This window comes from Thalassospira sp. MCCC 1A01428, from assembly GCF_002115825.1.
Taxonomy (GTDB): domain Bacteria; phylum Pseudomonadota; class Alphaproteobacteria; order Rhodospirillales; family Thalassospiraceae; genus Thalassospira.
The window spans coordinates 62,167-86,470 of sequence record NZ_JFJZ01000013.1; the positions used below are offsets into that span (position 1 = coordinate 62,167).

The 24,304-nt window shown below is 53.3% G+C and carries 20 protein-coding genes; 11 read left to right on the forward strand and 9 right to left on the reverse strand.

What is annotated here, in order from left to right; genetic code table 11:
- Nucleotides 1–13: 13 nt before the first annotated feature.
- Nucleotides 14–1,426, forward strand: coding sequence for a TolC family protein (locus THS27_RS12415; protein WP_168184882.1), 1,413 nt, complete (start codon nucleotides 14–16; stop codon nucleotides 1,424–1,426).
- Nucleotides 1,427–1,537: 111 nt separating this feature from the next.
- Here THS27_RS12415 and THS27_RS12420 read toward each other — a convergent pair whose 3' ends face one another.
- Together THS27_RS12420 and THS27_RS12425 are read right to left on the reverse strand one after the other, a co-directional pair.
- Nucleotides 1,538–3,499, reverse strand: coding sequence for a 3-hydroxyacyl-CoA dehydrogenase NAD-binding domain-containing protein (locus THS27_RS12420; protein ID WP_085591372.1), 1,962 nt, complete (start codon nucleotides 3,497–3,499; stop codon nucleotides 1,538–1,540).
- Nucleotide 3,500: 1 nt separating this feature from the next.
- Entirely contained in the window at nucleotides 3,501–4,349 is an 849-nt protein-coding gene (locus THS27_RS12425) for an alpha/beta hydrolase (protein WP_085591301.1), read from the reverse strand.
- Between the two features lie 216 nt (nucleotides 4,350–4,565).
- Between THS27_RS12425 and THS27_RS12430 the strand changes: the two genes are divergently transcribed.
- Genes THS27_RS12430 through THS27_RS12475 form a run of 10 tightly spaced genes read left to right on the forward strand, consistent with a single transcriptional unit; the run spans nucleotide 4,566 to nucleotide 14,633 of the window.
- Nucleotides 4,566–6,860 carry a bifunctional salicylyl-CoA 5-hydroxylase/oxidoreductase gene (locus THS27_RS12430; RefSeq protein ID WP_085591303.1) on the forward strand — a complete coding sequence of 765 codons (2,295 nt, stop codon included), beginning with the start codon at nucleotides 4,566–4,568 and terminating at the stop codon, nucleotides 6,858–6,860.
- Nucleotides 6,861–6,863: 3 nt separating this feature from the next.
- Nucleotides 6,864–7,625 (forward strand): SDR family NAD(P)-dependent oxidoreductase, encoded by a 762-nt coding sequence (locus THS27_RS12435; RefSeq protein ID WP_085591373.1) that lies wholly within the window; start codon nucleotides 6,864–6,866, stop codon nucleotides 7,623–7,625.
- A 2-nt stretch (nucleotides 7,626–7,627) separates the two neighbouring features.
- Nucleotides 7,628–8,119 (forward strand): MarR family winged helix-turn-helix transcriptional regulator, encoded by a 492-nt coding sequence (locus THS27_RS12440; RefSeq protein ID WP_246832947.1) that lies wholly within the window; start codon nucleotides 7,628–7,630, stop codon nucleotides 8,117–8,119.
- Nucleotides 8,112–8,924, forward strand: a complete 813-nt coding sequence (locus THS27_RS12445) for an enoyl-CoA hydratase family protein (protein ID WP_085591306.1) — start codon at nucleotides 8,112–8,114, stop codon at nucleotides 8,922–8,924. Before THS27_RS12440 ends, THS27_RS12445 begins: the two co-directional genes overlap by 8 nt.
- A gap of 2 nt (nucleotides 8,925–8,926) precedes the next feature.
- Nucleotides 8,927–10,084 (forward strand): acyl-CoA dehydrogenase family protein, encoded by a 1,158-nt coding sequence (locus THS27_RS12450; RefSeq protein WP_085591308.1) that lies wholly within the window; start codon nucleotides 8,927–8,929, stop codon nucleotides 10,082–10,084.
- Between the two features lie 15 nt (nucleotides 10,085–10,099).
- Nucleotides 10,100–11,725, forward strand: a complete 1,626-nt coding sequence (locus THS27_RS12455; protein WP_085591310.1) for an AMP-binding protein — start codon at nucleotides 10,100–10,102, stop codon at nucleotides 11,723–11,725.
- The gene (gene kynU, locus THS27_RS12460; RefSeq protein ID WP_085591312.1) at nucleotides 11,722–12,915 is read left to right on the forward strand and encodes a kynureninase; all 1,194 of its coding nucleotides are present in this window, start codon (nucleotides 11,722–11,724) and stop codon (nucleotides 12,913–12,915) included. Before THS27_RS12455 ends, kynU begins: the two co-directional genes overlap by 4 nt.
- Nucleotides 12,912–13,757, forward strand: coding sequence for a tryptophan 2,3-dioxygenase (kynA, locus tag THS27_RS12465; RefSeq protein WP_085591314.1), 846 nt, complete (start codon nucleotides 12,912–12,914; stop codon nucleotides 13,755–13,757). Before kynU ends, kynA begins: the two co-directional genes overlap by 4 nt.
- Entirely contained in the window at nucleotides 13,757–14,245 is a 489-nt protein-coding gene (locus tag THS27_RS12470) for a thioesterase family protein (protein WP_085591316.1), read from the forward strand. The genes kynA and THS27_RS12470 overlap by 1 nt, the downstream gene beginning before the upstream one ends.
- Nucleotides 14,235–14,633 (forward strand): RidA family protein, encoded by a 399-nt coding sequence (locus THS27_RS12475; RefSeq protein ID WP_085591318.1) that lies wholly within the window; start codon nucleotides 14,235–14,237, stop codon nucleotides 14,631–14,633. Before THS27_RS12470 ends, THS27_RS12475 begins: the two co-directional genes overlap by 11 nt.
- A 437-nt stretch (nucleotides 14,634–15,070) precedes the next feature.
- Here the strand turns inward: THS27_RS12475 and THS27_RS12480 are convergent, their stop codons facing one another.
- The 7 genes from THS27_RS12480 to THS27_RS12505 form a co-directional block, all read right to left on the reverse strand.
- Nucleotides 15,071–16,693 (reverse strand): hypothetical protein, encoded by a 1,623-nt coding sequence (locus THS27_RS12480; protein WP_139835569.1) that lies wholly within the window; start codon nucleotides 16,691–16,693, stop codon nucleotides 15,071–15,073.
- Between the two features lie 129 nt (nucleotides 16,694–16,822).
- Nucleotides 16,823–17,866 carry a hypothetical protein gene (locus THS27_RS26655; RefSeq protein ID WP_139835570.1) on the reverse strand — a complete coding sequence of 348 codons (1,044 nt, stop codon included), beginning with the start codon at nucleotides 17,864–17,866 and terminating at the stop codon, nucleotides 16,823–16,825.
- Nucleotides 17,867–17,981: 115 nt separating this feature from the next.
- A complete protein-coding gene (locus THS27_RS12485; RefSeq protein ID WP_085591322.1) occupies nucleotides 17,982–19,034 on the reverse strand; it encodes an ABC transporter ATP-binding protein in 1,053 nt (350 codons plus the stop codon).
- 1 nt (nucleotide 19,035) lies between these two features.
- Nucleotides 19,036–20,337: a hypothetical protein gene (locus THS27_RS12490; RefSeq protein ID WP_085591324.1), complete on the reverse strand. Its 1,302-nt coding sequence runs from the start codon at nucleotides 20,335–20,337 to the stop codon at nucleotides 19,036–19,038.
- A 3-nt stretch (nucleotides 20,338–20,340) separates the two neighbouring features.
- A complete protein-coding gene (locus THS27_RS12495) occupies nucleotides 20,341–21,570 on the reverse strand; it encodes a carbohydrate ABC transporter permease (RefSeq protein WP_085591326.1) in 1,230 nt (409 codons plus the stop codon).
- 1 nt (nucleotide 21,571) lies between these two features.
- Complete coding sequence (locus THS27_RS12500; RefSeq protein ID WP_210402896.1) at nucleotides 21,572–22,891, reverse strand: carbohydrate ABC transporter permease; 1,320 nt, start codon at nucleotides 22,889–22,891, stop codon at nucleotides 21,572–21,574.
- Between the two features lie 66 nt (nucleotides 22,892–22,957).
- Nucleotides 22,958–24,304 carry an ABC transporter substrate-binding protein gene (locus THS27_RS12505; protein WP_085591330.1) on the reverse strand — a complete coding sequence of 449 codons (1,347 nt, stop codon included), beginning with the start codon at nucleotides 24,302–24,304 and terminating at the stop codon, nucleotides 22,958–22,960.

Here is a 24,304-nt window from a genome sequence, read left to right on the forward strand (position 1 = left end):
GGGGAGCATGGTGATGAAAAAGAAAATTCTAGTATCGGCGTGTGTGTTAGGCATCTCCGCATCGGGTATTGCCAGCAACGCAAACGCTGAAGATCTGAGTGCTGTCTATAAGATGGCAATGACGGAAAACCCCAATATTTCGCTGGCCAAAGAACAGGTTAGCGAAGGTGTTGCCAATCAAGTAAACGCATTTATGGGGTATTTGCCGCAGGTGTCGGCAACGTTTGACCGTGAATGGGTCAAGCAGCGCATTGATCGGTCCGACAACACGGTGTTTGCGCTGGGCAAAGGTAACTTTGATAACCGTCAGCGCACGTTTCAGTTACAGCAGCACATTTTCAGCTTTGAAACGATCATGAATATCGTTAGTTCCGATATGGGCCGTATGCGCCTGAAAGAATCATTGGAAACGGCGAAACAGGATGTCGGCTATCAGGCAATCGAGGCGTATCTGGGCACATTGGCTGCGGCAGACGATGCCCGCCTGGCCCGTATTGAGAATGCGTCGATGGCAGAACGCCAGGTTGATATTTTAACCCGGCAAAAGCAGGGCCTTGCAACGTCCTATGAGGCCGATCTGGTCGAGGCGCGCCTGGCCGAGGCTGAAGCCAGGGTTGTTGCCACCCGCACCTCGTATCAGCGAGCCTTTGCACAATTGCAGCGCCGGGTGGGGAATTTGCCCGCATCACTTGCGACATTGGCAAATAACGTGTCCTTGCCTAAACTTGATGAAACCGATGTTGATCATTGGCTGGAAGCGGCCCTTAAAAGCAGCCCGCGGGTAAGGGCGATGGATTATTCCATTGATGAACGCCGGGCCGCACTGGCCGCCGATGTCGGGCAGGCGATGCCGACCTTTGATTTTATCTTTACCGATACGCGGCGTGATTCCGGCGGGTCGCTTTTTGGCGGCGGCAGTTTGACCCACGAAGGCGTGGCAATGCTGCGCCTCAATGTGCCACTGTTTAACCCCGGTGGTCGTGGTTATGAAGCATTGGAAACCCGAAGCCAGGTAGACCAGGCGCGGTATCAGCGGGCGATTTATTTACGTGAATTGCGTGAAACCGTCGCCAGCACCATTAACGAACTGGTGAATGGACCTGAACGTATCAGGGCGCTGGTAAAAGGCGTGCAGACGCACCGGCGAATTGTGGATGCCGTAAAGATCAAGTTCGATGCCGGTCAGTCAACCGTGCTCGATGTGCTTGACGAAGACGAAGATCTGTTTGCAATGGAACGCCGTGCGTTGGCGGCGATTTACAGCCACCTTCTTAATTATGCGCTGATCCACCAGGTAACCGGCACGCTGGGCGATGACCAGATCACATCTATCAACCAGTTGCTGGACCCGACCTTGCCCATGATCACGGCGGGTACTGATTTTAGCCAATATGATCATGATACGATGCCGATTTCGGTTCAGTAAAAATGCATCGCTGATTGCGGGACCAAAAACCACCCCCACAGTTTACCTGGCGGGGGTGGTTTTCTGCGCGTTCCTTTTGTCGTTGGGGCAAAGCAAGGTAAATGTAACTCGTCAGGTCTGCTCCATAAACATCGGGCCGCCCCGCCAACGTGGAAAGCCGTAACCATTGATCATGACCACATCGATTGCGTCGGGGCTTGTGGCGATTCCTTCTGCCAATATTTTGTGCCCTTCGTTTTGCATGGCCCCAATAATGGTTGTCATGATCTGATCGTGGGTAAAATGACGGCGGAGAATGCCTTTTCTAGCTGATTCCTCTTCGATCATTTTGGCAACATCAGGGTCAGGGACAGGAGCAGCTTTTGGACTGGTATATAAAAACCAGCCCGCACCGGATTTGCGACCAAACCGGCCCCGTTCACACAGATAATCGCCCAGTGCGACATAGCGTTCGTTCGGATCGCGGGTATTGGATTGTCGTTTGCGGGTATTCCATGAAATTTCCAGTCCCGCCATGTCTTGCATGGCAAACAGGCCCATTGGAAAGCCAAATTCTGTCATGGCGGCATCAATTTGTTCGGGATAAGCGCCATCCTCGATCATATATTCGCATTGTTTGCGATAGGCCGACATGATGCGGTTGCCAATGAAGCCGTCACAAACACCGGTAGGAACTGCAATTTTGCCAAGGGAACGGGCAAAGGCCAATGCTGTTGCCATTGTTTGCGAATTGGCCGTATCGGTGCGGACGACTTCCAGCAATTTCATGATATGGGCGGGTGAGAAAAAATGCAGGCCAATGACCCGTTCCGGATGGTTGACCATCGCCGCCAGCGCATTAATATCAAGATAGGATGTGTTCGATGCAATCAGGGTTTGAGGGCTGACAACTGCATCAATGGCGGCAAAAACCGCTTTTTTGATCTCGAAATCCTCAAACACGGCTTCGATAACCAGTTCGCAGTTTGCCAGTGCCGTATAATCAATGCTGCCCCGAAACCGGCTTAGGTGCTGGTCGTAAACCGTGTCGGAAATAATGTTTCGATTCCGGCTGCTTTGTAAATGGTGTGTCACCATTTGCCGCCCTTTTTCAAGGGCATTTTCGTCGCATTCGATCAGGGTGACAGTGTAACCTGCCAACAGGCACGCGGTGGCAATACCTGCCCCCATCATGCCGCCGCCGATAATACCAACGGCGTTCATTTGCGCCGGTTTGATGCCGTTAAGACCGGCCAGTTTACCAACACTTCGTTCAGCCATAAAAACATGGCGCAAGGCACGGGATTGTGCGCTATCGCGCAGCTTTAGAAATTGTTGGCGTTCCTGGGTTAAGGCATCATGTGCTGGCAGGGACAAACCGTCACGGATGGTTTCGATCGCTATTATTGGCGCATGTGCACCACGCGCTTTGGATGCTGTTTTTTCCAAAAGCTGGTCCCAGTTTATTGGGGTATTCGACGTATCCGGGGTCTCGCGGTTTGTTAATGCCGGGGGTAATGGTGCGTTGGCGATTGTTTGTGCGAAGGCAATGGCTACCTGCCGTAAATCCTGATCCGCGATTTGGTCAATCAAACCCCAGTCTTGCGCCTGGGCGGCGGAAACCGGTTTACCTTCGGCAATAAGGGTGCAGGCATGTTGTGCGCCAATCAGCCGGGGTGTCCTTACGGTACCACCAGCACCGGGAATTAAACCCAGCTGAACCTCGGGAAATCCAAGTTTTGTGCTGGCCGCCGCGATGCGATAATGGCAACCAAGGGCAATTTCCAGTCCGCCGCCAAGAACGGTTCCGTGTAATGCAGCGACCAGCGGGACTTGCAAGGTTTCCAACTGCAAAATAACATCGGGCAATAGCGGTGGCTGTGCCGGTTGGTTAAATTCGGTTATGTCGGCCCCTGCGATAAAGGTTTTGCCGGTGCAATATAAAACGGCAGCCGTAACGGTGGTGTTTTGCGCAATCTGGTTAATCGCATCCATCAAACCTGCCCTTACTGCATGGCTCGTGGCATTGATGGGCGGGTTATCAATGCAAATAAGTGCAACAGATCCTGAAAACTCTACCGAAACGACAGTCATTTTATTCTCCATCCTCGATAATTCCGGCCAAAAGGCAGCAAGTCATGTCTGATTGCGGGTCGGCAAGGTCATCAATGACATTGAAATGGTGCTTGTCCGGGGCATGAATGCTTTGGGTGGTTGCGCCAAGGCCGGTCCAGATATTTGCGAGAAGGTCATTCTGACGGATAAATTCGGGGCGTTCGTTTGCCCCGACCCAGCAGGTTATTTGTATTGGCTTGCCCGGTGGTTGTGCAGGCCTCAGCAGGGCCGTACTTTCGGCATCGGCTTCGTGGTCATCAATTTTCAGGGTGTCATTCATTGCTGTTCGGCACAGTGGGCGTAGATCGTGAAGGCCGCTGATCGACATGACATGGCCAATGCGCGCCAGTGTTGTCAATGATACGGGGGTGTTGGCGCAAACCATGCGGCTTACCAGATGGCCGCCCGCCGAATGACCGGTTAAATGAATGGGGCCATTGATCGTGCCTGCGACATGGTCAATCGCGGTGCCGATCTGACGGGTTATGTCTGACAGTCGCGCATGGGGAGCCAGACTGTAACCGGGCAGGCAAACCGCCCATCCCTGTTTAAGGGCGCCATTCGCGAAATGGGACCAGTATGATTTGTCAAACGCCTTCCAGTATCCGCCATGCACAAATACAACTACGCCTTGGGGTGTCCCGGCGGGTAAAAACAGGTCGTATTTTTCGCGATCACTGATGCCATAGGGTACATCCAGCCGTGCCTGATTGCGCGTCAACATGTTGGTGCGAAAATCGGCCGCCGCCGTTGCCCATGCGGGCGGATAGCTGGCTGCGTTTTCAATATGGTCACCGTTGGCATAGGCGTCGTCCCAGTCCGTAATCATGGCGGGTCCTTATTTTTATATTACTTACAATGGCATATGCTGGTGGCACTGCGTGACACTGGTAATTTTGCCTATTTGCATTTGCCCTGTTGCATACAGCCTAGCCAGTTCTGAAATTAGTTTAAACATAAAATATTTATGCTTGAACTAAATAAAATCCGGGCGTACCGTATTTTCATTCATCCCGCATCATAGCGACAACAAAAGGGGGATCAGGTGAGGATAGCATGTCTGGGTGGCGGTCCGGCGGGGCTGTATTTTGCTATTTCAATGAAGCTTCGCGATCCTTCGCACGAGGTCGTTGTTTTTGAGCGTAATCAGCCCGATGACACTTTTGGCTGGGGGGTCGTTCTGTCGGACGAAACCCTGACCAATCTGGCGGAAAATGATGCAAAAAGTGCGGCCGCCATTCGGGAAAATTTTTCCTATTGGGACGACGTTGCTGTTCATTTTCGGGATCAGGCCATTGTTTCAACCGGGCACGGGTTTTGTGGCATTGGCCGTAAAAAACTTTTGATTCTGTTACAGCAACGCGCCCGCGATGTGGGGGTTGACCTGCGCTTTGGCACCGAGGTTGAAAGTGCCCGTATTCTGGCTGCGGAATACGACCTGGTTGTGGCGTGTGACGGCCTGAATTCGCGTACCCGCACCGAACTGGCCCCACATTTTCAGCCCGATATTGATACCCGGAAATGCAAGTTCGTCTGGCTTGGCACTCATCAAAAATTCAACGATGCCTTCACCTTCATTTTTGAAGAAACCGACAAAGGCTGGGTGTGGGCGCACGCCTATCAGTTTGACGACGATACAGCGACCTTCATTGTTGAATGTTCCGAGGAAACCTGGGCCGCCTATGGCTTTGCTGCCATGAGCAAGGAACAATCCATTGCCACCTGCGAAGCAATTTTTGCCAAACATTTGGGCGGCAATGCCCTGATATCGAATGCCAACCATATTCGCGGGTCGGCCTGGCTGAGTTTTCCGCGTGTGTTGTGCAAAAGCTGGTCGCACGAGAATATCGTTTTAATGGGTGATGCAGCGGCAACCGCGCATTTTTCCATCGGATCGGGCACCAAACTGGCGCTGGAAAGTGCGATTGCACTGGCGCAATATGTGCATACCGAAGCCGATTTGCCCGCTGCCTTTGCCAAATATGAAGATGAAAGACGGCTGGAGGTTTTGCGCCTGCAATCGGCGGCCCGCAATTCAATGGAATGGTTCGAAGAAATCGAACGTTATTTCAGCCTTGATCCGGTGCAGTTTACCTATTCATTGCTAACCCGGTCCCAGCGTATTAGCCACGAAAATTTGCGCCTGCGCGATCCTTCATGGTTGGGGCAGGCCGAAAACTGGTTTCAGCATTCAGCCGGTATTATCACGGTTGAAGCCTCGCGCCATCCGATGTTTGTGCCCTTTAAGTTGCGCGACATGATGCTTAAAAATCGTATTGTTGTATCGCCCATGGCCCAATACAAGGCGGTTGACGGTACCCCGACGGATTGGCATCTGGTGCATTACGCAGAACGGGCCAAAGGCGGGGCCGGGCTGGTTTATACCGAAATGACCTGTGTGTCGCCCGAAGGCCGCATTACACCGGGTTGCCCGGGCCTATACGACCCCGCCCATGAAACGGCCTGGGCGCGCATTGTTAATTTTGTTCACACAGAAACCGATGCAAAGATATGCGCGCAAATTGGCCATTCCGGTGCCAAGGGGTCAACCCAACTGGGTTGGGAAGAAATGGATGCGCCGCTTTTAAGCAATAATTGGCCGATTATGGCCGCCTCCGACGTTGCATGGTCGGCGCGTAATCAAACCCCGCGCGCCATGACCCGCAATGATATGGACCAGGTGCGTGACCAGTTTGTGGCATCGGCGCAAATGGCGGATCGTGCCGGGTTTGACATGGTCGAAATTCATGCCGCGCACGGTTATTTGCTGTCATCCTTTATAACACCGCTTAGCAATCGTCGGGATGATGCCTATGGCGGCAGCCTTGAAAACCGGATGCGTTATCCGCTGGAGGTTATCCTGGCGGTGCGCGCGGTTTGGCCCGATCATAAGCCGCTTGCAGTGCGTATTTCGGCCAATGACTGGGTCGGTGACGCCGGTATTACGCCTGAAGACGCAGTTGAAATTGCCAAAATTCTGAAAGCAAACGGCGTTGATATTTGCGATGTTTCTGCCGGGCAAACCACCACGGATGCCCGCCCGGTTTATGGCCGCATGTTCCAAACCCCGTTTTCCGACCGTATCCGCAATGAAGCCGACATTGCGACAATGGCGGTGGGTAATATTTATGAACCGGACCATGCCAATTCGATATTGATGGCCGGTCGGGCAGACCTTGTATGCCTTGCGCGTCCGCACCTTGCCGATCCGTATTGGACCTTGCACGCGGCTGCACAACTTGGCAACCGCACCGAAGAATGGCCCAAACCCTATCACCCGGGGCGCGACCAGATGTGGCGTTTGGCCGAACGCACCGATCAAATGACCGGAAAGGTGTAAGTGATGGCTGATCTGGCCGTGAAAACAGCCCTGATAACGGGCGGTGGCAGTGGTGTTGGTGCCGAAATGGCTCAATTTCTGGCCGCTCAGGGTATGCAGGTGGTGATTGCCGGGCGCAACAAAGATGCGCTTGGCAAAATTGCCGACTTACATGATGCCATTGTGCCGATGGTGGCCGATGTGACCAACCAGGCATCGATGGTAAACCTGTTTGGCGGCATGGTAAAACAGGTTGGTATGCCTGATGTGGTGGTTGCCAATGCCGGTATGGCGACGAGTGCCCCTTTTGGTAAAACCACATTTGATAGCTGGCAGGAAACCATCAACGTCAATTTGACGGGCACGTTCCACAGCTTTCAGCAAGGCCTGCGGGTGATGGATAAAGCCAAACCGGGCCGGTTGATTGCCATTGCGTCAACGGCCGGGCTTAAGGGGTATGGCTATGTCGCGCCTTATTGTGCGGCCAAGCATGGTGTTGTCGGTTTGGTGAAGGCGTTGGCGGCCGAACTTGCGGGCAGTGCCATTACAGTTAATGCTGTTTGCCCCGGTTTTACCGATACGCCGATGCTGGCACATTCGATTGCCAATATCGCGCAAAAAACCGGTATGAGCATGGATGATGCCCGTGCGAACCTGGCAAAAATTAATCCACAAAACCGCTTTATCACGCCTCGCGAAGTTGCCGAAACCGTGCTGTGGCTGTGCCAGCGTGGGGCAGGGTCGATCACCGGGCAGGCGATTTCGGTGTCGGGGGGGGAAATATGAAAATGGATGATCCGAACCTTTCGCGCCCGGAAACAGGCGAAGAAACCAGCGACCTTTCAAAGGCGCGGTTGCGGGCCTGGTTGCAAATATTGCGGGTTTCGCGCCAAACCGAAGGTGAGTTACGCGAAAAAATGCGGGTGGAATATGACAGTACCCTGCCCAGGTTTGATGTGATGGCCGCCCTTTACCGCGCCAAAGACGGCCTGCGTATGAGTGCGCTGTCAAAATCGCTCATGGTGTCGAACGGTAATGTTACCGGCATCGTCGAACGGCTGGTGAATGAAGGCATGGTGACGCGCGTGGCGGTGGAAAATGACCGTCGTGCCCTGATTGTAAAACTGACCGACGAAGGCCGTGCCGATTTTGCCCGCCGCGCCCTGGTGCATGAAGGCTGGGTCAGCGATTTGTTTGACGGCATGAATGCCGAGGATGCCAACGATTTGATTGCCATTTTACGGCGTGTGCAAAGCCGAAAGGGACAGACCCATGACTGATATGAGCCATTTTCAGCCCCTTCATTTTAAATGGCGGATGGACGGTGATGTTGCGGTGGTGTCGCTGGACCGGCTGGATCGCAAAAACCCGCTAACATTTGAAAGCTATGCCGAACTGCGCGACATGTTTCGCGCCTTGCCGGAATGCGATGATGTGAAGGCGGTTGTTTTTGCCTCGAACGGGGGCAATTTTTGTTCGGGTGGTGATGTTCACGATATTATCGGCCCGCTGATCGACAAGGATATGAAGGGTCTTTTGGCCTTTACCCGGTTAACGGGCGATTTGGTTAAATCGATGGTGGCTTGTGGCAAACCCGTAATTGCAGCGGTGGACGGCGTGTGTGTGGGGGCGGGCGCGATTATTGCGATGGCGTCGGATTTGCGCCTGGCGACGGTCAATGCCAAAACAGCGTTTTTGTTTACCCGTGTTGGGCTGGCGGGCTGTGATATGGGTGCATGTGCCATATTACCGCGCATTATCGGCCAGGGGCGGGCGGCGGAACTGCTTTATACCGGGCGGTCGATGAGTGCCGAAGAAGGCGAAAAATGGGGATTTTATAATCGGATTGTCGATGTCGAAATACTGGAAAGCGATGCCATTGCACTGGCGAAGCGCATTGCCACAGGCCCCAATTTCGGCCACATGATGACCAAAACCATGCTGGCGCAGGAATGGAATATGGGCATTGAACAGGCAATAGAGGCCGAAGCCCAGGCGCAAGCCCTGTGTATGCAAACCGCCGATTTCAAACGCGCCTATGATGCTTTTGTTGCCCGCGAAAAGCCGGTTTTCAAAGGGGATTGATGATGGGCGATACATCATGGCGCGATTGGCCGTTTTTTAACGACACCCACCGGGAACTGGCCGAAAGGCTGGACGTCTGGGCAATCGAAAATCTTCAAGCGGTTGATCAGGGTAATGTGGACGACAGTTGCCGCGCCCTTGTTGCCAAGCTGGCCCGGGACGGCTGGTTAACCAACGCCACAATAAACCCCGACGATGCGCAATCGCGCCTTGATGTGCGCAGTCTGTGTATCATCCGCGAAACATTGGCCCGCCATGATGGTTTGGCCGATTTCGCCTTTGCCATGCAGGGGCTGGGCAGCGGCGCGATTTCATTGTTTGGCACGGATGCACAAAAGGCCGAATGGCTACCACAGGTGCGCAATGGCACGGCATTGGCGGCTTTTGCCCTGACCGAACCGCAATCGGGGTCGGACGTTGCAAATATCACCTTATCGGCCACCCGTGATGGCGACAGCTTTGTGTTGAACGGTGAAAAAACCTGGATTTCCAATGGCGGCATTGCCGGTTTTTACGTTGTCTTTGCGCGCACGGGCGAAGGGGACGGGGCCAAAGGGTTGTCGGCCTTTATCGTGCCGGGTGATACGCCAGGGCTTGAAATTGCCGAGCGACTGGAAACCATTGCCCCGCATCCCTTGGCGCGGCTGAAATTCACCGATTGCCGCATTCACGCAAGTAACCGCATTGGTGCGGGCGGGCAGGGCTTTAAAATTGCCATGTCGGTGCTGGATGTTTTTCGGTCCACCGTGGCGGCGGCCGCCCTTGGCTTTGCGCGGCGTGCGCTTGATGAAACCATTGATCGTGTTCAAAACCGGCATTTGTTTGGTGCGCCCTTGTTTGATTTGCAAATGGTGCAGGGGCATGTGGCCGATATGGCACTGGATGTCGATAGCAGCGCGCTTTTGGTGTATCGCGCCGCATGGTTAAAAGATAGCGGGGCCGCGCGCGTCAGCCGCGAAGCCGCGATGGCGAAACTTTTTTCAACCGATCATGCTCAAACCGTCATCGACAAGGCGGTGCAAATTCATGGGGGCGATGGTGTGCGATCTGGGCACATCGTCGAACGCCTGTACCGGGAGATCCGTGCCCTTCGGATTTATGAAGGCGCATCTGACGTCCAAAGAATAATCATCGCACGGCAAACGCTGGCACAGCCATAATTCAGGGGCTTCATCATGCTTGGACCATCGGCGCATACAGATACCTTCACCCGCGATAATTTACCGCCAGCAAGCACCTGGCCGGAATTTTTGCTGGATGGCTTTGACTATCCCGACCATATCAATGTCGGGGTTGAACTGACAGACCGCATGGTGGATCTGGGATTTGGCGATAACACTGCCCTGATCGGCAATGGCCGCCAGCGCACTTACAAGGAATTATCGGACTGGACCAACCGTATCGCCCACGCCTTGGCCGAGGATTACGGGGTTGTACCGGGCAACCGGGTGTTGATCCGCTCGGCCAATAATCCGGCGATGGTGGCGTGCTGGCTGGCGGCGACGAAAATTGGCGCAGTGGTGGTTAATACCATGCCGATGTTGCGCGCAGGTGAACTTGGCAAAATTGTTGATAAGGCCGAAATTGCCTTTGCCTTGTGCGATACAAGGCTGATGGATGAAATGGTTGCCTGTGCCAAGGACAGCCGGTTTTTACAAAAGGTGATCGGCTTTGACGGCACCGCCAACCACGATGCCGAGCTTGATCGCGTTGCCCTGACCAAATCGGTGAAATTTACCGCCGTGAAAACCGGGCGCGATGATGTGGCCCTGCTGGGTTTTACATCGGGTACGACTGGCGACCCCAAGGCCACCATGCATTTCCATCGCGATCTTTTGATCATTGCCGATGCCTACGCCAAAGAAGTTCTGGCAGTGACGCCCGATGATGTGTTTGTCGGATCGCCACCTCTTGCCTTTACCTTTGGCCTGGGTGGTTTGGCAGTATTTCCATTGCGTTTTGGGGCAACCGCAACGCTTTTGGAAAAGGCATCGCCACCCAACATGATCGAAATTATCGAAACCTATAAGGCGACCATTTGCTTTACAGCACCCACGGCCTATCGGGCGATGTTGGCGGCAATGGAAGACGGGGCTGATTTGTCGTCGTTGCGCGCCGCCGTTTCAGCGGGCGAAACCTTGCCCGCCCCGGTTTACAAGGCATGGATGGAAAAAACCGGCAAACCAATGCTTGATGGCATTGGGTCGACCGAGATGCTGCACATCTTTATTTCCAACCGGTTTGGCGATAGCCACCCCGCCTGCACCGGGCGGCCGGTGACGGGCTTTCAGGCCCGCATCGTTGACGAAAACATGGATGATGTTGCGGTGGGGGCGGTGGGCCGCCTTGCGGTGCGTGGGCCAACCGGGTGTCGCTATTTGGCCGATGACCGGCAGGGCGACTATGTGCGTGATGGCTGGAATGTGACCGGGGATTCATTTTATTGCGATGAAGATGGTTATTTTCATTTTGCCGCACGCAGCGATGATATGATTATTTCAGCGGGTTATAATATTGCCGGGCCGGAAGTTGAGGCCGCATTGCTGGGGCACCCCGATGTGGCCGAATGTGCCGTGGTTTCGGCAAATGATGCCGATCGCGGGCAGATCGTGCAGGCCCATGTGGTGCTAAACGCAGGGGCCAATCCCTCGCCGGAAATGGCAAAACTGTTACAGGATTACGTGAAGGCGACGATTGCGCCTTATAAATATCCCCGATCCATAATTTTCACCGACGCCCTGCCAAAAACGGCAACCGGCAAAATTCAGCGTTTCAGACTAAAACAGGAGCCCGCAGCATGACGGACTTTGCTGCCAGCAAGGCACTTTTTCATATGCCATCCGATGTGATTTATCTTGATGGCAATTCCCTGGGCCCGATGCCAAAGGCCGCGATAGAACGTGCGCGCGCCACCATTGCCGATCAGTGGGGCGAAATGCTTATTCGTGGCTGGAACGATGCTAACTGGATGGCCTTGCCGGGACGGGTGGGAAACCGCATTGCCCGCCTGATCGGCGCGCCAAATGGCAGTGTTGTCATGGGTGACACCCTGTCAATCAAGGTTTATCAGGCGCTGGCAAGTGCGCTGGAGCTTAATCCCGGTCGCAAGGTGGTTTTGTCTGATAACGGCAATTTCCCAACCGACCTTTATATGGCTCAGGGCCTGATTGACAGTTTGAAACAGGACCATGTGTTAAAAACCGTCAATCCCGAAGATGTGGTTGAAACTTTAAGCACCGATATTGCCGTGTTGATGTTAACCCAGGTCGATTATCGCACCGGGCGTATGCACGACTTGGCGGCAATAACCAAGAAGGCTCAGGCGCTGGGCATTGTGGTCATTTGGGATCTGGCCCATTCTGCCGGGGCGGTGCCGGTTGATTTGACCGGGTGTAACGCCGAATTTGCCGTTGGCTGCACCTATAAATATTTCAATGGTGGTCCCGGTGCGCCGGCCTTTATTTATGTGCGCCCCGATCTGGTTGATCAGGTGCGCCCGGCCCTTTCGGGCTGGTTGGGGCACGCGGCCCCTTTTGCCTTTGAGTGCGATTACAAACCGGCCCCGGGGATTGAACGGATGCGCGTGGGCACGCCGCCGGTTATTCAACTGGCCATTCTTGATGCCGCGCTTGATGTTTGGGATGATGTGGAAATGGCCGAAATTCGGGCCAAATCGATTGAATTATGCGAACAGTTTATTGCCGGTGTTGAAAAAAGCTGCCCGATGCTTGAACTGATTAGTCCGCGAAATGCCGAATGTCGCGGATCGCAAGTCTCTTTCCGGTGTGATGATGGTTATGCGGTGATGCAGGCCCTGATCGCGCGGGGTGTGATCGGCGATTTTCGCGCCCCCGATGTGATCCGTTTCGGGTTCACACCGCTTTATCTTGATGAAGCGGATGTGGAAGCCGGGATTAACATTTTGGCCGATATTATGGAAAACCGCCTGTGGGATGTTGCAGAATATAAAAAACGTCAGGCTGTGACATGAAAACCAAAAACACCCCCTATGATCCGTCTTCCGAAGGGGCGGAAACCGAGTTTTCCCGCAAAATGTCCTATGGCGATTATTTGTCGCTCGATGCGATTTTGACCGCGCAGCACCCCAAAAGTGACGCCCATGATGAAATGCTGTTTATCATTCAGCATCAAACGTCTGAGTTATGGATGAAACTGGCCATTCGCGAAATTGATGCGGCCCGCACGGCCATGCGGGCCGGGCAGTTGCAGCCGGCCTTTAAAATGCTGGCCCGAATATCGCGCATTTTTGAACAGCTTAATAACGCCTGGGATGTCTTGCGTACCATGACGCCCAGCGATTACACCACTTTTCGCGATGCGCTGGGGCCGTCATCCGGGTTTCAGTCGTGGCAATATCGCATGGTTGAATTCATGCTGGGTAACCGTAACAAGGCGATGCTAAAGCCCCATGCTCACCGGCCCGATATTTTGGCGATACTGGAAGGGGAACTGGCAAAGCCCAGCTTGTATGACGAGGCATTGTGGCTGCTAGACCAGTCTGGCGTTGCCGTGCCCGAGCTTGTTTTGAAACGTGATGTATCCGATGCTTATCAGCCCTCCGACGATGTGATTACAGCCTGGCAACAGGTGTATCAGTCGCCGCAAGATCATTGGCAATTATACGAGCTTGCGGAGAAGCTGGTCGATTTCGAAGATTATTTTCGCCGCTGGCGTTTTAACCATGTCACCACGGTGGAACGGGTTATTGGCTTTAAACGCGGCACCGGGGGTACAGGCGGGGTGTCCTATTTGAAACGGATGTTAGAGGTCGAACTGTTCCCCGAATTATGGCGTGTGCGGACGGTGTTGTAATGGGGCAAAAGCTGGCTGGTGCTTCCATCGCTACATCGTCGTTTCGGCCCGCTTTTTGCTGCCGTCATAAGGTTGGGTTTGCGCATTGCGACCCGGCGGGGATTGTTTTTTATCCGCGTTATTTTGAAATGGTTAATGCCACGGTCGAAGAATGGTTTGAAACGGCATTGGGCTTCAGCTTTGCCAAAATCCACGGCGATATGGCCGCAGCCGTGCCAACCGCAGCCATTAATATCGACTTTCGGCATCCCAGCCGGTTAGGCGATGTGCTGGAATTTCGACTTTATGTAACGCGGTTGGGGCGCAGCAGCATCGATTTGCATATCACGGCGGCACCGGCTGATGCCCCGGATGGACCGGATCGTTTTACCATGACATCGACGCTGGTTTTTACCCGCAAGGATATTGCCGGGTCGGCACCCTGGCCCGCCGATTTGCGCACAGCATTGCAACATCACATTAACAAACAGGACCAACATGATACATAAAATCGTGCAGCCCGAAGGCTGGACCGCACCGAAAGGTTATGCCAATGGCGTGCTGGCAAGCGGCAAAACCCTGTTTGTCGGTGGGCAGATCGGCTGGAACGAAAAGCAGGTATTTGAAGCCAGTGATTTTGTCGGCCAGATGGAGCAGGCCTTGCGCAATATCATGGCGGTAGTTGAGGCCGCAGGTGGACGAGCTGAACATATTTGTCGCCTGACCTGGTATGTCACCGAAAAGCAGGATTATCTGAGCCATCAGCGCGAAGTTGGCGAAGCCTATCGTCGGGTTTTGGGCAAGCATTTCCCGGCCATGACAATGGTGGTTGTACGCGCTTTGGTTGAGGATGAGGCGCTGGTCGAGATTGAAGCAACGGCGGTGCTGCCAGACTAGACGAGAGCGGTGTTTAAGCGTTATTCGATAGGGGGCGGATTGAATGACGATGGTGCCACGATGGTCATTCTGCTGATATATGGCGTATGCGATATTCCCTATTAGGCAACTCTAAAGTTCTGAATTTGCATTTATTTGCTAATTTAAAGCATATTATCCCTTATTAGGGATTTTTAAAGTTATCTGGTGTGGAATTTTTGCGGTAGCATTAGATCTCGATTTCTCTCTATCTTCATTTGTAGTTGTTGATGGTTAATTTTATTAAATAACCGTAATGACATTAGCGGGTTTAGATCGTCGAGAATGTCGTCAGTGCCGAATTTTCTGTTCTGTTACGGTTCCGATATAGTTAAAACGGGCACAGGCAGCGCCGAATTTATCGGCGCTGCCTGTTTGTGACTGTTTTACAATGTCCGGCGTGCAAAACCAGCCGGATCTCAATCTGGGATGGCGATAGTAAAGGTCGCCGATTTTCCGGTTTTATCAACAAGCATGAACGTTCCAGTTGAGTTTGCGGCGCTGCCGTTATTGGCGACATTTAATGTAATGGGCTGTTCTGTGATCGGCGCACCGTAGGTGTAGCTGGTGTTGTTTTTTGTTTTCAGATCCGGCGCTGTTTCGTTGCCCTGATAGAAAATGTGAAAAGGTTGCTTGCCATTTTTGATGGTCAACGTAACCTTATTGCCGGTATCGGGTGTAAGCTCCGTTTCTGCCAAAACCAGACCGGGTGACAGTTCAAGCATCACGATATTGCTGGCACCGTTATCATCAATAAATCGCACAGGATAACTGCCATACTGGTTGCCTGTTCCGTTCCAGTGAATGGTATATTCCGTGTCGCCATCCTGGTTGAAATCTCGATCAAGCATTAGTCCGGCAGGTTTGCGGGTCATGGCAGCCCGGATCGGGCGTTTGCCACCAATGATGCTGACGGTTGCGGTTTGACCAGCCTGAAGCGAGATTTCGCTTTCGGTCAGCACCAGTTTTGTGTCGATGCCCAAATCGTTGCAGCCTGCAAAGTCAAAGTCGTAAGGAACCTGAAGGGTCGCCTGCAATTTCAGGTGAAAGGCATCAATCTCTGTCGCAAGTTCGCTTATTTTCGAGATTAGCTCGGTAATTTTTTGCTGCGAATTTTCAATATCAGTATCGTCAGCAGCCGGAAACATGTTTTCGGTTTCGTTCATATGGGGGCTGGCGATAGGTGTTGTTGTTATCGTGCTGGCTTGGGTCAAATAACCGGTCGTGCTGCGTTGTACCGTTTCGAAAATGGTCGCGGGATTGGGAAGTGTTTGATCCAAAAGCTCGCGCAGCTTGTCGTCAATTTCGATCAGAAGCTGGCTGATCTCGACCGCTGCTTGGCTTCCTTTCAGGTTATGCACGTCGATCGCCTGTTGATCTTCGCGGATTGTTGTTCTGATTGAAGCAAGCTGGTTTTTTACCACCTCTTTGTCCGATTTTGGCAGTGACGCTGATTCTTGCCTCACGGTAATATATTCTTTGGTCAGACCATTTAGTGTGTGCTGATAGTTTCCCGCAATGACAGGGTCGGTCATCAGGCTGTTTGCGCGGCGCATGATGCACGCGGTAGCTCTTGCGCCAGCACGGTAAATTTCACGTTTCTGCTCGGGGGCCAGAATGTTCGAACCCGCATAAAGAACCGCCGTACCCAAACCAAGCCCGGCAATCAGGTCATCTGGTCCTTCACTGACGGCGGCCCATATGGTGCCAGCAGCAAGGCCGAGAATGCCGATATTGATCAGGTTTTCGCTGGTGGTGATGTCGTCAGCCGCATCGCGATAACGTTTCCAGCTTATCAGGGCGGAGGCAAAGGCAACGCAACCTTGCTGCGGGTAAAGGTCGGGTAGTGTTATGTCTTTGGCTTTTGTGCCTTTGGTGGTCCTGATCCCGCACAGGTCCCGTTCCCACAGGCGCGTATTGGCACCTTTTGTCATATTGTCGGAAATGGGAATATCGACATTGGAGACCATTGCACAACCGGATGTGAAGATCAGCGTCATTGCCAAGGCACAACCGCGCAAGACCGGTAATTTTTTCATCATGTCCCCCCGGACCATATCAACCCAAGGGTGTATGATTTCAGATTTCGATCATATGTAAATAAAATAGTTCAAATGTTGTTTGATGGCGAGTTTCGCTAAGCGTGTGCAGACATAGCGCAAATATCGCGGTTAACAATTATATTGCGGCTCTAGGCGTCTGATCGGTTTTTCAATGGCTTTTGCTAGTTTTTTGGAAAGTTCCATGAAGTCGGAAGTTGCTGTATCACAAAACAACTCGATCCAAAATTCTTCATTTGTTGTTTCTATATGACGGGAAACTGCCAGTAAAGTTAACCATGTTTCCGGGCCTCCTCGTGCTGGCAATAGTGTATGTATGGCCAAATGCGTAATTCGTTCCGTCGGAATGACTGTCAGGTTTTGACTACAAGCGATCAGTGCCTTTCCATCGTTCGACACGCTAATTGATTCATAAACGGGAATATCTGTTTCAGGCGGTTCTCTTTGGAACCTTTCTGCCCGGATGGGAGTGTTCGACCATATTTCACGGAAGTTTGATGCTTTTATCTGGTTTGGGCGCTCGATGATGCGCTGGCTGTTGTGAAGCCATTCGAGCTCCTGTGAACTGAGCTTTTGTCGAAACCCGGTATAGGTGGAAATCGAGCAGATTCTTGAGCTTCTATTGCGATAATATAAGCGTCGCGTAGTTTTTTCCGGTTCGCAGGATAATTCGTACGGGAAAATCGTGAGGTGTAAGTTGCTGGGGCCCGAAGTCCATCCGCATCCGATTGTATTTGAGGCCTGTATTGCAATTTTGGCAGATGACAATCTTTCCGTGAACTGGTCTCGTGCAAATTTGAGATTATCTAACGGATGGTAGTATTCTGGTTCAATTCTTCCGGAGAAATAGGTAGGCGGCAAGTCTCTGGTTGATTTTACATGATACGGCCATAGCACAATACGTGCTGCGCCAACCGTGCATTTTATGCAAGGTTTGTCCGTTTCTCTCGCCAACTCTCCGCAATTCGGACTATTAAAATCATCAAGCAATTTTTGGTAGCTTTCTTGCCAAGGAAAGTGGCACTCATCAAAAAGCTGTTGAACCGGTGTCATTTCTCCTGGCCGGGCAACCAGCACCTTGGGGCCGCACCGGTCTTTAAAATCCTCCGGGTCGATTTTGATAGACCTGTTAGGGAATAATTCGTTGAGCAACACAGAAGCACACCTCATTTTTAAGTCGGATGTCGCGCTAAAGTGGACATCTATTTTGCAAACACTACTGATTTAAACCAGTCCGGCTAGAAGCATGCAGGTAGATTGTGTCGTTTTCTTATCGCAATGCCTCTCCATCCCGGTTAAACAGATGCAGGTTCTCGGCATCAAAGGACAGGCCAACAGTTGCGCCGCTTTCAAGTTCGGAATAGCCGACAATGCGAACGGTAAACAGGCCGACATTTTCGATTTGGATATAGGCAAAGCTATCTGATCCCAGATGTTCCATCACTTCGATTTGGCCGGTCAGAACGCCGTTGGCGGGGTCGGTCAGGGTGATATGTTCGGGGCGGATGCCAAAGCGGGTGGCGGTTTGTGCATTGCGCCCGGTGGCAAAGCGGCCACCCCCGGCAAAGATGATGGTTTCGCCCTCACCTTTGCATTCCGCGACATTCATTTTGGGCGAGCCGATGAATTGCGCGACAAAGAGATTGGCCGGGTTGCGGTACAGTTCCAGCGGGGTGCCAACCTGTTCGATCTGGCCTGCCTGCAACACCACAATTTTGCTGGCAAGGGTCATGGCCTCCACCTGATCATGGGTCACATAGATCATGGTGGCGGCCAGCTTTTTGTGCAGGCGGGCAATTTCCAGGCGCATTTCAACCCGCAACCCGGCATCAAGGTTTGAAAGCGGTTCGTCAAACAAAAATGCCTTGGGTTCGCGCACGATGGCCCGGCCAATGGCAACCCGCTGGCGCTGCCCGCCCGACAGTTCCTTTGGTTTGCGATCCAGCAACTGGTCAAGTTGCAAGGTCGCGGCGGCTTCATCGACCTTGGCTTTGATGTCGGCCTTGGCCATATGCGATACTTCCAGCGCAAAGCCGACATTTTCGCGCACGGTTTTATGCGGATAAAGCGCATAAGACTGAAACACCATCGATAATTCGCGTTCCGCTGGTGGTTTGCCGGTGACATCGTCGCCGTCGATCAGGATTTGCCCGTCGCTTGCTTCAACCAGACCGGCAATCAGGCGCAGCAGGGTTGATTTGCCACAGCCCGACGGGCCGACAAAAATCATCAGTTCGCCTTCTTCAATGGTCAGGTCGATCCCCTTGATCACCTCGACATCGCGAAAGGATTTGCGCACATTGCGAAGTTCGATCTGGCCCATGTTATTGTGTCTCCGTTTTTTGGCGGGCGCTCGGCGATGCCCAGTAAAGCCACATCGCGGCTGTCCATGAAAAATCCTTGCCGCCACCGCCGTGCCCGGTGACGGGGCTGAAATATTCGCGAAAGGCGGATTGTTCGATGAGGGCGGCGGTATCATTGGCCAGCAGCGTTGCCAGGTCCGGTCGGCCATGTTCGGCAAGGCCGGTTGCCACCATCCAGTTGATCATGGCCCATACCGGGCCGCGCCAATAACGAATGTCGTCAAAGGCCGGGTCGCCGGGGTCAAAGCTGGGCAGGGCAAAGCGAATTTTTTGCCGCCATTCAATCAGATTGGAATAGTGCGATTTGGCCCGAATATCGTTTTCCGGCCCTCCGTACAATGACAACCAACTTCCTGATGATAAACGATGTTCAAGTTTTTTATTTCGTAAATCAAGCGTGGTGTAGCCTTGGGCGATGTCTGACCAAAGCTGGTTAAAGCCGTGGTCGAGGCGGGTGAGGCGGCGGGTGGCCCGGCTTGCGATCTCGGGCAGGTTAAACTGCATTGCCAGGGCAATCAGGTCGCGCTCCGCACGGCGCAAAATGGCGTTCATGCCCGGTTCTGCCACCCAGAACGGGCATTTTTCGGCGATGGTTTTCACATCCCATTGGCAATTTCGGCCAAATTGCACCAGCGCCATATAGTGATTGTAATCGTCGTTGACGGGGCGTTCGGCCGCGTTCACCAGTTGAATGTCACGGCGCATAAAGGCGCCCACATCGGACGTATCAACATGGGCCAGCGGGGTATCCCAGTCTGGCAGGTTGTCGCGCCCGCTTTCCCATGGGTGCATAATGGCAACCACGCCAATGCCGTCGGGGTCGCGGGCATCGGCAAACCATTGATGCCAGCGGTCAAGCGCATGCAGCATCGGTGTCACCCGCGCGCCATGATCACCGGGCAAAAAGTTTGCCAGCTGGCGCACAACCGTTGCCGCCACCGGCGGCTGGGTGATGCCCGATGTGGGCGGGGTACGTTCGCTTCGCCATTCGCCGGGGCCGGGAAAATAGCCTTCTTCATGCTGCCAAAACACAATATGGGGCACCATGCCGTTATCCCACTGTGCGGATAACAGTTTTTCAATTTCCTGCCAGGCGCGATCGGCATCAAAACAGGCAATGCCCAGTGCTGTAAGGGCGGAATCCCAGTTCCATTGAAAAGGATAAAGTCCCTTGGTGGGAACGGTATAACCGCCTTTGTCGTTGGCGCGCAAAATCTGCTGTGCCCGGGCATCCAGCCGGGTAACTGTTTCGGGATCGATCATGGATTATCCTTTCACGCTGCCAGATGTCAGGCCCTGAACCAGAAACCGTTCAAACCACAAAAAGATCACCAAAATCGGGATCGTGGCGACAACGGCCCCCGCCATAAGGTGCTGGCGTGGAACCTCGGATGAATTAAGCGATACCACCCCGCGTGACAGGGTGAATATTTTGGGATCATCAAGGAACATGAAGGCAAACAAAAATTCGTTCCAGGCGATCATGAACACATAAAGCGACACTGATGCCAAAGCGGGCAGGGCCAGCGGCAGGGTGATTTTCCAGATCACACCCAGTCTGCCCAAACCATCCATCAACCCGGCTTCTTCAAGCTCGACCGGCAGGCCGCGGAAATAACCCTGCAACATATAAAGCGCCACTGGCACCGTGGTGGCAGGATATACAATCAGCAAGCCGATGATGGAATTGCGCAGGCCAAGCTGGCTGAAAACCGAATAAAGCGGAATGACCAGCACGATCATGGGCACCAGATAAATCAGCAAAACCGATTTTGACAGCACGTTTTGCCCGGGAAAGCGCAGGCGGGCAACGGCATAGGCCCCGGGAATGGAAAATGCCAGCGTGATCAATACGGTAGAGACCGACACGATGGTCGAGATCAGCAAAAACCGGCCAAAATGGAATTTGGTAAAAAGTTCAACATAACTGTTAAACAGGCTGCCGGTTCCTTGTGTCAGATCGACCGATAAATCCAGCGGGTTTTGAAACAGGCTTTGCTGGCTTTTCAGGCTGGTCATCACCATGACGTAAAAGGGCAAAACCACGATGACGGTAAAAAAGACAAAACCGAAACCGCGCAATACCCGCACAATCACAACATCAAGGGTGTAGCGTTTGAGCATGCCACTTTCGATGTCATTCAGACAGGCGCGGTTGGCCAGTGTGACGGCCCCGGCGATAATGGCAATGGCAATCGCCTGGCCTATCGGGGCCGTGGCAAAGGGTTCGGTAAAAGGTGCGGCAAAGGATATGGCCAGCATGGCGATGATCGCCCCCATGAATGCCGCCAGATAAAGCCCGTTTGTGCGTAATTTGGGCGCGCGCAGCATGATAATGGCGGCACTGACCGCCCCGGCAATGGCCCCGGCCGACAGGACAGGGGCCGATGGCAAGCCGGAAATAAGGGTTAGCGAGATGCCCGCAATGGCAATGGCGATGATACCCCACAGCAACCCGGAAAGAATGGCAAGAAGAAAACCGGTTCCGATACGCATGTCAGGAATCCTCGCGGTGGACGAAACGGAAATAAACGACGGCGAAAATCAGCAACATTAAGAAAATCACCACGGCCACAGCCGCCCCCGCGCCCAGATTGGACAGTGCAAAGCCCTGTTCATAAACATCAACCGTGAGCGTGCGTGTGCCTGCCGCCCCGCCGGTTAGCAGGAAAATGTCGTCGAATTTATTAAACGTCCAGATAAAGCGCAGCAGGAACAGGGTCGATAAAATACCAATCAGTTGCGGCATGGAAATGTGCCAGAATTGCTGAAGGGGCGTTGCCCCGTCGACCTCGGCGGCTTCGTACATGTCTGACGAAATGGACTGCATTCGGGCCAGAATAAACAAAAAGGACAGCGGGAAATAGCGCCATGCCTCGAACGCGATAACCGTGGCAAGGGCGAGGGGGAATTCAAAGGTGATGCCAAAAAAGGTTAGCGGAACCGACCGGCTGCCAAAGAAATTGATGCCTTCGTTCGCAATATTCATTTTTTGCAAAACGGCATTAAAGGTGCCCGAAAACGGGTCCAGCAGGATCAACCAGGTAAAAGCCACGGCAATGACCGGTGCGACATAGGGAAACAGAAACAAGCCGCGCAAAATGGACCGGCCGGGGAATTTTTTGTTAAGCAACAATGCGGCAAACAGGCCCAGTATTAACGCCCCACCGGTGCCAAAAACCGTATAGGCGATGGTGACCCAGAAAACCGACCAGAATTCGCGCGAGTTGAAGACCCCAATGAAATTATCAAAAGTGAACTCAAAATTGGTCAGGATGTTATTGGCTTTGCCGGTCAGCACAGGTTCGCTGTCGCGCGGTTTGACGGGGTTATCGATATAGGCCTGTTCGGCTTTGACCCCGATTGAAAAACGTTCGCGGCTACCACCTTCCCAATCGCCGAGTTCACACATAATTTTGCGGTCTGTGACCCGGCAATGAGAATCCGGTTTGGTCAGGCTTAATCCGGCAGGCAGGGTATCGCGCAGGGTAACATTGCTGATGTCCCGGGTTTGCGATGAGTTGCGGACCCGGTATTCGATGCGGGCTTCATCACCGGCTTTTGCCAGATCGCCGCGAAGCCGTTCAGAGGCAATAATGCGCGGTGGTCGCAAATCCCCCAGCCTGACCGGCTTTGCCGAAATCCAGAAATTGGCAATCAGCGGAAACAAAACAATGCCCAGCACAATGGCAAATGTGGGCATCAGCAGGCTGTAAGCCAGCCGTGCTTCGCGCCGTTCCATCGGGCCGATGCGGCGCCTTTTTTTGCGCGGTAGGGCGGGGGATTGTGATGGTGTATCGGGTGTTGCCGTGGTCATGTTGGCCTGCCTAGTCATGCCGGTCAGGGAGGCCCCTGACCGGTTGGTTGGCGCAAAACGGATCGCTTACTGAATTTTGGCGATTTCTTCGTTGATCATGTCTGCGGTGGCGTCGGCATCGCGTTCGCCATCGATAAATTCACGCGTCAGGCGGTTAATCACCTGCGAATTGATGATGCGCGATGCCTGTGCCAGTTCGCCTTCCTTTACCCCCCAGCGGTCTGCGTTATCCAGACCATCCATGATGTTATCAATCACTTCTTTGGAATAAATATCGGCCAGCGGCTTTTTGCGATCCACCCCGGCAGGCAGGGTCATCCATGCCTTGCGGAATTTTTCGGGATCATCCTTGGTGCCGGGGCGCACCGGGAATTTGCCCTCGGGCGCAATCGACAGGGTTTGGGTATACCCCTTATCAAGCGAAAATTTGACAAACGCCATCGCCGGGTCCGTATCGGCATCAGCCGTCACCCCGAAATAGCGGATGTCGCCCCACGCAGCCCCTTTTTTGTTCGATGGCCCGGAAAGGCGGGTAACAACGCCGGTTTTTTCGGCCAGTTCGGTTGATGTCGGGTCATCGTTGATGGTGGGCGGGTTGCTGTCGCGAAGGCCGGCCAGTTCATCAAGGATAAACGGCGACCAAATGATCATGGCTGCCTTGCCCGCAAAATAAACCTGACGCGATTGTTGCCAGTATAAATCGCCGGGGGGTGATGCGTTGGCGAGGGTTTTGTAGAAATCAAGCGATTCAACCAGTTTCTTTTTATCAAAACCGATGCTGCCATCCGGTTTGATCGGGGTGGCACCATTGGCCAGAAACACATGTTCAAGAACCTGACTCATGAAGTTTTCATCAACCTTGGTCGCGGCGACAAAACCATACATATCGGGCGGATTGTTCAGCGCCTTGATCGCGGCTTCGATATTGGCATAGCTGTTGGGCGGGGCCAGGCCTTTTTCCTTAAACAAATCCTTGCGATACAGTACCATCTGGGTCCAGCCATCGGACGGGACGGCGGCTGTTTCACCGTCAAAATCGGCCATTTCAAGGGCTTTGGGGGTGAAGGTTTCGGTGCCCAGTTCCTTGACGATCTCGTCATTGGCGACTGTGTCTAAAATGCCTGCTTCCGACCATGGCAGCACATATTGCAATGTCAGGTAAATCACATCGGGCAAATCGCCAGCGGCAAAGGCGGCGGTGGCGCGTTTGCCAAGGTCGGTTTCCGTCACCGGTATAACTTCAACCGATGTGCCGGTTTCCTTTTCAAATTCCTTGGCCATTTCCTGCTGTTTTGCCAGCCGGTCGGGTTGCTCCTCGGTGGTCCAGAAGCGAAGCTGGGCACTGGCAATGCTGGTAGTGGCCATCAGGCCAATGGCAGCAACTGCCAGAATACGGGGAAATTTCAGTGTCAT